The sequence below is a fragment of the Stenotrophomonas sp. STEN083 genome (assembly GCF_056759195.1).
Genome location: NZ_JBRRCU010000058.1, coordinates 17,258 through 29,454, shown reverse-complemented (window position 1 = coordinate 29,454; position 12,197 = coordinate 17,258). Strand labels below are relative to the sequence as shown.

The 12,197-nt window shown below is 63.0% G+C and carries 8 protein-coding genes and 1 rRNA gene; 3 read left to right on the top strand and 6 right to left on the bottom strand.

Translation table 11 applies throughout. The features are described 5' to 3' along the window. A 5S ribosomal RNA gene (gene rrf / locus ACVOK8_RS15255) occupies positions 1–112 on the top strand; the annotation flags it as partial. 411 nt (positions 113–523) lie between these two features. Here the strand turns inward: rrf and ACVOK8_RS15250 are convergent. The 6 genes from ACVOK8_RS15250 to ACVOK8_RS15225 all read right to left on the bottom strand — a co-directional run bounded on the left by ACVOK8_RS15250 (position 524) and on the right by ACVOK8_RS15225 (position 10,269). After that, positions 524–1,600: an alpha/beta fold hydrolase gene (locus ACVOK8_RS15250; protein ID WP_481567572.1), complete on the bottom strand. Its 1,077-nt coding sequence runs from the start codon at positions 1,598–1,600 to the stop codon at positions 524–526. A gap of 411 nt (positions 1,601–2,011) precedes the next feature. Beyond that, a complete protein-coding gene (locus tag ACVOK8_RS15245) occupies positions 2,012–4,864 on the bottom strand; it encodes a TonB-dependent receptor plug domain-containing protein (protein WP_481567571.1) in 2,853 nt (950 codons plus the stop codon). Positions 4,865–5,102: 238 nt separating this feature from the next. Then, a complete protein-coding gene (locus tag ACVOK8_RS15240) occupies positions 5,103–6,410 on the bottom strand; it encodes an ABC transporter permease (protein WP_481567570.1) in 1,308 nt (435 codons plus the stop codon). Between the two features lie 10 nt (positions 6,411–6,420). Next, positions 6,421–7,581, bottom strand: coding sequence for an ABC transporter permease (locus ACVOK8_RS15235; RefSeq protein ID WP_481567569.1), 1,161 nt, complete (start codon positions 7,579–7,581; stop codon positions 6,421–6,423). Between the two features lie 11 nt (positions 7,582–7,592). After that, positions 7,593–8,279, bottom strand: coding sequence for an ABC transporter ATP-binding protein (locus tag ACVOK8_RS15230; protein ID WP_481567568.1), 687 nt, complete (start codon positions 8,277–8,279; stop codon positions 7,593–7,595). 739 nt (positions 8,280–9,018) lie between these two features. Next, complete coding sequence (locus ACVOK8_RS15225; RefSeq protein WP_481567567.1) at positions 9,019–10,269, bottom strand: efflux RND transporter periplasmic adaptor subunit; 1,251 nt, start codon at positions 10,267–10,269, stop codon at positions 9,019–9,021. Between the two features lie 211 nt (positions 10,270–10,480). On the opposite strand from ACVOK8_RS15225, the gene ACVOK8_RS15220 reads away from it, so the two are divergent. Next, positions 10,481–11,401: an ABC transporter ATP-binding protein gene (locus tag ACVOK8_RS15220; RefSeq protein WP_481567566.1), complete on the top strand. Its 921-nt coding sequence runs from the start codon at positions 10,481–10,483 to the stop codon at positions 11,399–11,401. Next, positions 11,401–12,180, top strand: coding sequence for an ABC transporter permease (locus ACVOK8_RS15215; protein ID WP_481567565.1), 780 nt, complete (start codon positions 11,401–11,403; stop codon positions 12,178–12,180). Before ACVOK8_RS15220 ends, ACVOK8_RS15215 begins: the two co-directional genes overlap by 1 nt. Positions 12,181–12,197: the final 17 nt, after the last annotated feature.

Sequence of the window (12,197 nt, the reverse complement as noted above, 5' to 3'; positions counted from 1 at the left end):
GATGAAATTAGCGCTATGGAACCACCCGATCCCATCCCGAACTCGGAAGTGAAACGTAGCCGCGCCGATGGTAGTGCAGCCTAAGCTGTGCGAGAGTAGGTCATCGTCAGGATTTAAACCCAAAACCCCGCTGCCAGAAGCAGCGGGGTTTTTCTTTGTGCGCGGCAGTGGTGCACGCGCATTTGTAGGAGCCGCGTAAGCCGCGAAGCTCGTAGAGACAACGGCGCGGAAAGGCTTGAATCAAGCCAAAAAAGCCAAACGACAGAAGCCAGAAGCTGCCCTCATCCCAACCCTTCTCCCGCAGGCGGGAGAAGGGCTTAAGCGACAGCCAGAGCAAGGGCCACGGCCGAAGCCAAAGCCAAAGCCAAAGCCGAAGCCGAAGCCCAAGCCCAAGCCCAAGCCCAAGCCCAAGCCCAAGCGATGAGCAGTGCAGATGCTATGTGGAATGCCTCTGCCGAACATGGTTCGGCACTACGGCTTCGCGGGGTTCTCTTGGTGCACCGTCACGAAAACGGTCGGAATCTCAAAGACTCGCGGTTACCGTCGATGCACAGTGGCCATTGTCATCGGCTTGCTCGAACCATGTATTCACTGCGCCGGATAGACGATCCAGGCGCATCGGTAAGCTCAGATGATCTTCCGCAGGGACTTCCAGATACCGCGCACGCGGCGCCGCCGCAGCCAATGCGCGCCCCTGAGCAACCGGGATGTGCTCGTCGTCGCGGCCGTGTATCAACAGCACGCAGGCTGGAACTTGTGCCAAGGCCTGACCGACATCCACCTTGTCCAGATTGATGCCGAGCTTGCGATCGGTGGTGGCGATGGCCTCATCCAATCCACGGCCGCCGTATTGCCAACGTGCCAGTGGCAGTGCGACATAGTCGCTCCAACGCTCCGGTGGCTTGGCCAGCATATGCGGCACCATCGTGCGAATGGCTTTGCCGGCGTTGTCGAATGATTCCATCGCCACCACGCTGCGTAGCTGCGGGCCCAGTTCGCGGGCCGCGAAGATCGCGGTAGCCGCGCCATAGGAGACACCTAGAAGATGCACCGGACCGCTGATGCGGCCTTCGCTCTTTAGTGCTTTCAATGCGGCGACCACATCCTCGCCCTCGCGCGTACCGTAGCCGGAAAGCGCATGTCCGGAACGACCGTGATTGCGCAGATCCAGCGCGATGGTGCGGTAACCCTGCTGTGCCAATTCCAGCGACCATGGCATCAGGGAACCGCCATCCATCATCCAGCCATGCAGCAGGATCACCGTGCCGCGCGGATCAGTGTGGTTTCCGATGGCTGGCGCCGATGCCTCCAGCGAGAACTCCGGAAAGCGTTCGCCCTTGCCCAAGTAGCGGTAATCCAGCTGGTAGTCGCCCGGCTCGAACGCCACCCAATGCAGGGCGATGCCGTCACTGCCGGCAACGCTGCCTTGCCGATGCGGCAGGCGGGTGAGGAGGGCGTCGATGCGTTCGCTGGGAACCAGCGGCGACGTGCCGCCAGGCGCTGCCAAACGCTCACTGAGTGACAGCGGGGGGACAGGAGAGGAGAGTGCAAAGCCGGCCAGCATCACGCAGACGCCAGCCAGCGCCAGCGAACGAAGCATGGCGGGAACCGGTTTGGGGAGGCTGCCACGGTAGCCACAACCATGTGCCGCATCTACCGCGTGGCGATGACAGGCAGATGACCGTTGTGTTGTGTTTGGGTTGCGGTGAGTTCCGCTACCGATCAGGTGGCCGGCCAACAGCGGGCGGTACGACAGACCAGCGCCCTTGTTTGTGGGAGAGGCGTTGGCCGCGAAGCAGATGATGCGTCCGCTACATATGGGTTTGCAATCGCAGCTTTTTGTGTGTGATCGGAGCAACGCCCCCTGCGGCCGAAGGCCCTCCCGCTACCTCAAAGAAGCGAAAAGCTGCCCTCACCCCAACCCCTCTCCCGCATGCGGGAGAGGGGCTTCAAGCGGAGCGTCCTGGGTGGTCGACTATGTCATCGCCATCCAACGCTGTTGTTGCCTGGCTCAGAAGCGCTGCTGGTACTTCATGTACATGAAACGACCGATGTCGAAGCCACCGTAGTAGGTGAAGCTGCTGTTCGGCTGGCTGTACATGATCGGGCCTTCATGCTTGAACACGTTGTTGACGCCCAGCGACACGGTGCCATTCCACGGCATGGCATAACGCACCTGCAGGTCGTGGAAGGTGTTGGAGCCCAGCTTGCGGCTCGGCTGCATGTCGGTGTAAGCCGACTGGAAGTCCGGCATGTTGCACTCCGGGCCACCGTCCAGATCGTAGGAGCACTTCTCCTTCATGCTGGAGTAGTAACGGGTAGTCCAGCTCGCGCCGAAGTTGCCGTTCTGCCAATCCAGCGTCAGGTTGGAGCGCACGCGGAAGTTGCCTTCCCAGCCAGTGAACTGTTCGACCGGGGTGGTTTCGACGTTGTCGCTCTTGCGCGACAGGTAATCCACATACGTGGTGTTCCAGCGTAGCGACAGCTGGCCGTAGGTCATTTCCGGCAGACGGTAGCGCACGCCGAGGTCGTAACCAGCGGTTTCCTGATAACCGGCGTTGTTCAACGAACGGTTCATGCCACTCACCTGGCCCTTGTTGGCGCCGGAGCTGTAGCGGGTGAACCGGCCGCAGGCCGAGCTGATGTTCTGCACGTAGCACTGGTTGAGGATGTCAGTGGCCGACTCGCCGACGATCACGTCGTCGATGCGGATCTTCCACCAGTCCAGGCTCAGGTCCAGGCCGCTGACGAAGTCCGGGCTGTAAACCAGGCCGACGGTCCAGGTCTTGGCGGTTTCCGGCTTCAGTGCGGCGTTGGAGCCGGAGGTGAAGTCGGTGACGGCCTGAACGCCGGAGGTGGTGGCCAGTTCGCCGTCGCCGGTCTTCTGGCGGAAGTCGGCGCCCAGGCCGGCCGCGCTGCAGCGTGCAGCTACTTCAGCATTGCGTGCGGCTGCTCCGAACGAACGATCGCAGGGATCGGTGACGCGGTCACGGGTGGTGACGGTGCCGCCGTACAGGTCGTCCACGGTCGGCGCACGGAAGCCGGTGCCGTAGGTGGCGCGGACCAGCAAGGTGTCGATCGGCTTCCACTTCAGGCCGAACTTGCCGTTGGTGGTGCCACCGAAGTTGTTGTAGTCGGAATAGCGACCAGCCAGGTCCAGCGACAGTTCACGCGCGAACGGCAGGTCGGCCAGCAGCGGTACCTGCACTTCCAGGTAGACCTCGTCCAGCTTGTAGTCGCCACGCGTCGGCGCGCCGCTGGTGCCGGCGATCTGGCCGTTCTGCACCATCAGGTCCGGGGTGTAGCTGGCTTCTTCGCTGCGATGCTCAACGCCCATCGCCGCCATGATGTCGCCGGCCGGCAGGCTCGCCAGCGAGCCGGAGATGTTGGCGCTGACCACCTTTGTGGTGCTTCGCATTTCATCGGTGAAGCGGGTGAAGATGTAGTCGCGCACCGCCTTGTCGCTGAGCGAGCCGGGGGTGTTGCTGCCAGCCGGCGCCAGCGGATTCCACGGCACGCAGCCTTCGATCACGTTGCCGAGGCTGCCGCAGCGGGCAACGCCGCTGGCATCGATGAAGGACGGGCCCACGGCCAGGTTGACGTTCGGCTGGTACATGCTCTGCAGGCTCTGGCGCTCGCCTTCATTGCGGTTGAACATGTAGCTCACGTTCCAGTCCCAGAACCGCGAACCAGTCTCGAAGCTGCCTTCCAGGCCAAGGCTGGCGCGCTTGGTGGTCAGCGCGTTGTTGGTCACACGCGGGTATTCCTCGGTGCGACGCGAGAACAACACGTCCTTGCCCCAGTGGTTGAATGCGCTATCGGCAGAGAGTGCGGCACGTGCGCCGCTGGCTGCCTGTGCAGCCGACACCGAGTAGGGGTAACCGGCGAGTTGCTTGACCGACTCGCGTTCACTGTAAAGAACGTCGGCGACCACGCGCAGATCGTCGGTGATCTGGAAACCACCATTGGCAAAGGCCGACTTGCGCTCCAGCGAGGAGAGCAGCGTCATGTTGGTCTTGGTGTTGGCGTAGGTCGCCGGGTCCGGCTTGTGGAAGTTGGCGACATCGGACGGATCGCCGCCCGGGCCGACGGTGAGCGGCTTGCCGTCGACGGTGACCGAACCCCACTGGGTATTGCCGTTCAGGCCATCGGTCGGATGGTAGGGGCCGTTGGGATAGGCGGTGAATTCGCGGGCGCCACCCAGGACCGGATCTTCCTTGGTCTTTTCGGCGCCAATGCTGAACCAGCCGCGGTCGAAGGTCTTGCCGAAATTGGCGCTGTAGGAGCGCTTCTGGCCGTCGCCTTCGCCGTACTGGCCGACATAGGCGCTGGCGTTGCCGCCGTCGAAGTTCTTGCGGGTGATGACGTTGACGACGCCGGCGATGGCGTCCGAGCCGTACAGTGCAGAAGCACCGTCGGTCAGCACTTCAACGCGTTCGACGATGGCCGAGGGAATCGAACCGACGTCGGAGAAACCGCCGGCGCTGACGCCCATGCGGCGGCCGTCGATCAGCACCAGGGTGCGCTCGGGGCCGAGGTTGCGCAGGCTGACATACATGCCGCCGTAGTCACGGCCGGACGACAGCGCCGAAGCGCGGCTCAGCGACGGTGCGCCGGCAGCGGTGACGTCCTGCAGGATGTCGGCGACGTTGACGTAGCCCTTCTTCTCGATTTCCGCACGGCTCAAGGCGATGACCGGCTGGGCGGTCTCAACGCTGGCTTGGCGGATGCGTGAACCGGTGATCTCGATGCGGTCCAGGGTGGTGGTGGTCTCGCTCGCATCCTGTGCGAACGCGGTGAGGCTGGAGCTGCCGAGCAACGCGAGGGTGATCGCGGAGCACAGTTTGGTCGACTTCAAATACATCGCTTTCGGTTTTCCTTTATACCAACTACAAAAAAAGCGCCCTTGTGGGGCGCCGTCACAGATGCATCACCGTTGGGGGAGGGACACAGCATCTGCCATCACAGCTCCGCTGGCCGCCGGGACTTGGGCGGGGGCGCATGATGACCTAAACGGATAGATGCGTGAAGGTAGACTTTCCGCCAACCCACCTGCACGTCGGCAGGTGGGTGGCTGATTCCGCGGTTTACGCGGTGTTGAATCAGGTTTCGCGCAGCGCGGTTGTGATCGGCAGGCGTGCCGCGCGCAGTGCCGGGAACAGGCCGCCAACCAAGCCGATGCCCAAGGCCCATTTCAAGCCGCTCCATAGCAGGGGCGGCGATACCTTGAACTGGAACACCACCTGGCTGAAGTTGTTGCCCAAGGTTGAAACGGTGAAGTTGTTGAATGCCAACCAGGCGATGGCACCGCCGAGCAAACCACCGAGCAGGGCCAACAGCATGGTTTCCAGCATCACCGCGGTAACCACTGGCACGCCGCGGAAGCCGATAGCGCGCAGCGTCGCGATCTCGCGCGCACGCGTGGCGACGGCGGCATACATGGTGTTGAGTGCGCCGAACACCGCACCAACAGCCATGATTGCACCGATCACCGTGCCCAGTATCTTGAGCAGCTTGTTCAAACCGCCGCCCTGCTTGTTGTAGTACTCGGCAGTGGTCTCTACATCCAGTTTCAGGCGTGGATCGTTGGCTACTGCAGCCTTGAATGCCTCAAAGCCCTGTTTGCCCTCGGTGCGCACGTTGATCGATTGCCAGGCGCTGCGGTTGTAGGTGGTTGCGAGCGTCTGCGCATCGGTCCACAGCTCCGAATCATGCGCATCGCCGGACTCGAAGATGCCCACCACCGTCCACGCTTGATTGCCCAGCATCAATTCCTTGCCGACTTCCAGGCCCTGGAACTGTTTCTGCGCACCGCGACCTGCGACGATCTCGCGCAGGCCGGCACCAAACTTGCGGCCCTCGACCAGCTTTACCTTGTCGTGCACCGCCCACGCCTGCTCGCCAACACCGCGGAACTGGGCGTTGACATCGGTGCCGTCGCCGCGCGAGGTGAGGTTGACTACCTGTGAGACCTCAGCAGACACCAAAGGCCGGCCATCTTCGCCACGCTTCACGCCTGGCAGGGTTTCCAGCAAGGGCACCTGATCGCGCGTGATCACCGAGTTGGTCTCGGCCTGCGAGCCGCCGCGCAGGACGATTGCGGTGCTGTCATCACCGGTGCTTTCCAGCGTGGCCTGGAAGCCCTGGCCCATCGCCAGCATCGCTACCAGCACGCCGACCACCCCGGCAATACCAATCACGATCACCGATGAGGACCCCCAGCGTTGCGGCAGACTGGCAAGACCAATCCGGGTTGCGGCCAATGCCAAGCGTCCGGTGCGGGTGAGCATCAACCACAACGCGATCGCCACGGCGAGCACCGCCACACCTATCCATGGCAGTGCGATCCACACACCCAGACCTACTATCAGCAGCAGGATAACCAGCGCATTCGAAAGAAAGTTCTTCATGTCGTTGTCCTCAGCGCCCGGCCAGTGCGTCGACGATCTTCAGGCGCTTGGCCCGCAGTGCCGGCAACACGCCCACCACCAAACCGATCACCACGATCAGCACCAGGCCCACGATCCAGGTCTGTGCCGGCACGTGCGGCGGCAGCAGGCCCATGGTCTGTGGTGCCATCACCGGCAGCGCCAGCGCGGCCAGTCCCAAGCCGAACGCACCTCCCAGGCCGACCAGCACGATGGATTCCACCATCACCAGCATCAGCATGGTGCCGTCCTTGAAGCCCAGTGTTTTCAGCGTGGCAAGTTCGGGTACGCGTTCACGCACGGCCTGGGCCATGGTGTTGCCGGTGAGCAGTAGCAAGGTAAAGAACACCGCACCCATGATCGAGGTGACGATCATGCCGATGTCGGCGAACTGCTTGATGAAGGCCTGCTGGAAGGCAGACTCGGTCTGGCTCTTGGTTTCGTGATCGGAATTGGCCGAGATCGCATCGATGGCCTGCGCCACGCGTGAGGCGTGATCGGGGTTGTCGAGGCGAACGGTGTACCAGCTGACCTGGTTCTTGATGTAGTCGTTGGATTCATCGAAGTACTTCCAGTTCATCATCAACTGGCGCTCTTCGTTGGCAGCGGTGGCGGTGTTCTTGGATTTGAAGGTGCCGACCAGCTGCAACGGCCAATCATTGCTGCCGCCACGCGGGAAGATGGTGGCCTGCAGCGGAATGGTGTCGCCTATCTTCCAACCGAACTGCTTGGCCAGCGATTCACCGACGATGGCACCGGTACGCGTGTTGCGGAAGGCGTCCACCTGCTCCTTGGAGATGTCGAACTCGGTCATCAGGTCGAAGTAGTTAGGCGCGACCGAGAAGTTCGGGAAGAAATTCTTCTGGTCCTGGTAGATGCCACCGAACCACATGGCATAGGTGACGTCGTCAACGCCCTCGATCTGGCGGATCTGCGATTCCAGCCGGATAGGCAGTGACTGGGTGATGGACAGACGCGAGGCCACCACCAGACGGTTGGCTCCGGCTACGGTGCTGCCACCGCTGGCGAAGGCCACGCGCACCGAGTCGAGCATGCCGAACAACAGGAAGGCCGTGATGATGGAAAGTAGGGTAAACAAAGTACGCGTGCGGCTGCGGAACAGCTGCGCCCAGATCAATGAGAAGTACTTCATGGCCGTGCTCCTCAGTGCACCGGGGCGTCGACCAGCTCGCCCTTGTCCAGATGCACGGTGTGGGTTGCGTACTCGGCGGCCTTGGGATCATGGGTGACCATGATGATGGTCTTGCCGTGTTCGCGGTTGAGCAGCTGCAGCAGGCCCAGCACTTCCTCCGCGCTCTGGCGGTCAAGGTCGCCGGTGGGCTCGTCGCAGATCAGGAAAGTGGGGTCGGAGACGATGGCGCGGGCGATGGCAACGCGCTGTTGTTGGCCGCCGGAAAGTTCGTTGGGGCGGTGGTCGCGACGATCGGCCAGGCCAACCAGCGTCAGTGCGATCTGCGCGCGGCGCTTGCGGTCGGCGGCGTTGAGGTTGGTCAGCAGCAGCGGCAGTTCGACGTTCTTCTGCGCGCTGAGCATGGGCATCAGGTTGTAGAACTGGAATACGAAGCCAACGTGGTGGCTGCGCCAGGTGGAAAGCTGGCCGGCGCTGAGCTGATCGATGCGCTGGTCTTCGATGTTGATCTCGCCGCCGCTGGGGGTATCCAGGCCGCCGATCAGGTTGAGCAGGGTGGTTTTGCCCGAACCCGAGGGGCCCATCAACGCGACGAAGTCGCCACGGGCGATATCCAGGTTGATGCCGTGCAGTACCTGCACTTTTTCCGGGCCACGCTGGTAGGTCTTGGTGATGTTGCGCAGGGAGACGAGGGTGCTCATGGATGATCCTCAGCAGTGACGCGGTGATGTGTAGTGTGTGATTCGTGATGTTGGAATGGTTGGCTTTGCTTCTGGTCCCCTCTTTGCTGAAGGCAAGGGGACGGGTTGGGTGGGGGCTTTGGCTTTGGCCGTAGTTTTGGCTCTGGCTCTGGCTCTGGCTGTGGCCGTTGCTGTGTTGTGGCTTTTGTTGTGGCTTTTGCTTTCCCCTCTCCCGCCAGCGGGAGAGGGGTAGGGGTGAAGGCAGCTTTTGCTCCTGCCGTTGGCTTCTGCAGTGCCTTTGCTTCATGTGATGCCGTGGTCGCCAAGGCAACAGCAACGGCTTTCACTCCCCTGCGGGGAGCGAGTCACTTTTCTTTGCTTGTGCAAAGAACAAGTAACCAAAAGAAACACACCCTGCCTCCGCGCCCACGATGCTCCGCATCGCGGGTCCACTCCGCTGCCGGGATTTTTCGACGAGACATCCCTGTCTCGTCGAAAAACGACGTACATCCATGCACGTCGCCCCGGTGGGGTCTTATCCGTCAGCTCCGTCGCTGCGGAAGGGGCCCCGATAAGGCAAGAGCTAAAGCTGCCCTCATCCCAACCCTTCTCCCGCAGGCGGGAGAAGGGCTAAAGCAACAGCTGAAGCAATGGCTAGAGCAACGGCAACAGCAACAGCAAATGCAACAGCAAAACCAACACCGCCAGTGCAGTTCATCAGGTGTTTCTCGCCAGCGCAGCAAATATCACAAGCCCGCGCTTACTTCTCTGCGTCTTCCAATGCCACCTTGTCGCCATCCTTCAGTTCCGCTGCAGGGCTGAGCACCACTGTCTGTCCGGCACTCAATCCCGACAGCACCTGTTTGTCCTTGGCCAACACCTGGCCGACTTCCAGCACCTGCTGTTTCACCTTGTCATCGGCCTGCACCACGAAGGCGACCGGCTTACCGTCGCGCTCGACAATCGCGGCAGCAGGTACGCGCACACCCTTCGGTGCTTCAGTGCCAGCAGCAGCGGCCTTTTCAAGGAAGCTCACGCGGACACCCATCTCCGGCACTATGCGCGGGTCCTTGGCTTCCAGGGCCACGCGTACCTTCACCGTGGCCTTGCCACGATCGGCGGTGGGAATGATGGCGATCACATGGCCCGGAATCTTCCAGTCCGGGTAGGCATTCAGCACGATTTCCACCGGCATCTTCGGCTGTACGCGGCCGATGAAGGCTTCGCCGACTTCCACTTCCACTTCCAGCGATTCCATATCGACGATGGTGCCGATACCGGTACGGGTGAAGCCGCCGCCGGCCGACAGTGGCGAGACGATCTCGCCCGGCTGCGCGGCCTTGGCTGTGACCACGCCGGAGAACGGTGCGCGCACCACGTTGTTGTCCACGCCCAGGTCGGCGATGGCCAGCGCGTCCAGCGCGACCTTGGTGTTGTGGCGTGAGGTGGCCAGCTGCGCGCGCAGGCTGTCACGGGCGGCCACGGCCTGGTCGTACTGCGAACGCGAGACCAGCTGCTGGCCTACCAGCGACTGCAGACGGCCGGCTTCAGCTTCGGCCTGGCGCAGCTGCGCCTGCAGGCCTTCGCTCTGGCTGCGGGCCGCATCGAGCTGGGCGGCGTTGAGGCTGCGCTGGGCGTTGGCATCGATCGGGTCCAGCGTGGCCATTATCTGGCCCTCTTCGACACGCATGCCTTCCTCGATCATGACCTCGCGCACCTTGCCGGTGATCTTGGCCGATACCGTCGCCATGCGCCGGGCCACCACGTAACCGCTGGCGTCCAGCACCGAGCTGTTGCCGGCACCGGCCTGGTTCATCGCCACCACTGGTGCGGTCTGCACGGTCACGGGTTTTTTGCCGCCGAGCAGGGCACCAATGCCCAGTACCAGCAGTAGGGCCAGTACCAGCCCGATCACGATCCACAACCAGCGCCGCGACGGTGCAGGGCCACGCGGTGGCGGGGCGGAGCGGTCGATGCGGAGTTCCTTCAGCAGTTCAGCAGATGCATTCATGGGTAGCAGGACGGCGTGGGAGGGGGAATGTGACCGCAACTTAGCGCAATTCGCCGCGGCCGGCAGTGACGGGGCGGAGTGAGCGAATCATAGATGCCGCCGTACCCGCTGCGCAGGTGACGGCTGTCATGTGCTTTGCCTGATCGAGTGCACTGGGGGCACGGACATCGGCGACCTAAGTTAGCGACATTCCCTGAGGAAGGAGGCGGCAATGACAGCACACGGTGAGGTACTGGCAAGCCTGCAAGGCGTGCACAAGCGCTATGGCGAAGTGCGGGCATTGGATGGCGTTGATCTGGAACTGCGCGCCGGGCAGGTGCTGGCGCTGCTCGGGCCCAATGGCGCTGGCAAGACCACCGCCATCAGTCTGCTGCTCGGCCTGCTGCGTGCTGATGCCGGGCAGGTGCAGCTGTTCGGCCATGAGCCGCAGCAGCTGGCTGCGCGACGTGGTATCGGCGTGATGCTGCAGAGCGCCGCGCTGCCGGAAACCTTGAATGTGGCCGAGCTTATCCAACTGTCGGCCAGCTATTACCCAGCCCCTCGAAGTCTGGCCGAAACCGCTGCATTGGCCGGTATAGAGGACCTGCTGAAGCGCCGCTATGGCAAGTTGTCCGGTGGCCAGCAGCGGCGGGTACAGTTCGCCCTTGCCGTATGTGGGCGCCCACGCCTGTTGTTCCTGGACGAACCCACCGTTGGTCTGGACCTGCCGGCGCGGCAGCAGTTGTGGACGACGGTGCGGGCATTGGTCGCCGAAGGGACCGCGGTGGTGCTCACCACCCATTACCTGGAGGAGGCCGAGCGCCTGGCTGATCGTGTCTGCGTGTTGTTGCGTGGCCGCATCGTCAGCGACGGCAGCGTCGATGCACTGCGCGCACGGGTCGTCCATCGCAGCATCCGCTGCGTCAGCACCTTGGATGTGGCGGTGCTGGCGTCCTGGCCGGGAGTGGTGCAGATCAACCGGGACGGTGACTACCTGCAGCTTCGCAGCGACCGCGTCGAAAGCGTAGTGCGGCAACTGCTGCAGGCAGACCCTGCGCTATCCGGGTTGGAGGTGCAGCCGGCGGGCCTGGGCGAAGCCTTCACCGATCTGACCGCAGCCGATGCCGCGCAGACACAACGCGAGGCTGCCTGATGAACACCCGATTCGAACCGATGCTGCCTGTGATGTCGCCCCGCCGAGTGTTGGGCGCCTACCTGCAGGAGACCCGTGCCGAATGCCTGCGCTACCTGCGCTATCCCGGCTTCGTGCTGCCGACCTTGCTGTTCCCGGCTGTCTTCTATCTGCTGTTTGCGGTGCTGCTTGGCCATACGCAGCCGGCCCATGCCGCCCGCTTCCTGCTGGGCAGCTACGTCACCTTCGGGGTGATGGCGCCGGGTCTGTTCGGCTTTGGCATCGCGCTGGCACTGGAGCGCGACAACGGCCTGCTCACCCTGAAGCGCGCCATGCCGATGCCGCCGCTGGCCTATCTGCTAGGCAAGATGGTGATGGCGATGCTGACCGCGCTGGCCATCGTGGTGATCCTGCAACTGCTGGCTACTACCGTAGCCGGTGTGCAGCTCAACGCCTCGCAGGTGCTGCGGCTGACCACAGTGGCAAGCTTCGGCACCTTGCCGTTCTGCGCGCTGGGCTTGCTGCTGGGCACGCTGGCCAAAGGCAACGGCGCCGCTGCGGTGATCAACCTGGTCTACCTGCCGATGGCGGTGCTGTCGGGGCTGTGGTTCCCGCTGAAGGTGCTGCCGCCGTTGCTGCGCGACCTGGCCGTGATCTGGCCCAGTCATCATCTGAACATGCTTGCGCAGGGCGCGTTGGACTTCGAGGTGGGCAGTGCCTGGCCGCATGTGCTGTGGTTGCTCGCATTCACCGTGGTCGTCACGGCCATGGCTGGCTGGCGACTGCGCCGCCACGGCTGATGGCATCATTGCCGCAT

What these genes read in the sequence shown, in the direction of transcription:
- ACVOK8_RS15250 (WP_481567572.1), bottom strand. Translation starts at nt 1,600, where the DNA reads ATGCTTCGTTCGCTGGCGCTGGCTGGCGTCTGCGTGATGCTGGCCGGC.
- ACVOK8_RS15245 (WP_481567571.1), bottom strand. Translation starts at nt 4,864, where the DNA reads ATGTATTTGAAGTCGACCAAACTGTGCTCCGCGATCACCCTCGCGTTG.
- ACVOK8_RS15240 (WP_481567570.1), bottom strand. Translation starts at nt 6,410, where the DNA reads ATGAAGAACTTTCTTTCGAATGCGCTGGTTATCCTGCTGCTGATAGTA.
- ACVOK8_RS15235 (WP_481567569.1), bottom strand. Translation starts at nt 7,581, where the DNA reads ATGAAGTACTTCTCATTGATCTGGGCGCAGCTGTTCCGCAGCCGCACG.
- ACVOK8_RS15230 (WP_481567568.1), bottom strand. Translation starts at nt 8,279, where the DNA reads ATGAGCACCCTCGTCTCCCTGCGCAACATCACCAAGACCTACCAGCGT.
- ACVOK8_RS15225 (WP_481567567.1), bottom strand. Translation starts at nt 10,269, where the DNA reads ATGAATGCATCTGCTGAACTGCTGAAGGAACTCCGCATCGACCGCTCC.
- ACVOK8_RS15220 (WP_481567566.1), top strand. Translation starts at nt 10,481, where the DNA reads ATGACAGCACACGGTGAGGTACTGGCAAGCCTGCAAGGCGTGCACAAG.
- ACVOK8_RS15215 (WP_481567565.1), top strand. Translation starts at nt 11,401, where the DNA reads ATGAACACCCGATTCGAACCGATGCTGCCTGTGATGTCGCCCCGCCGA.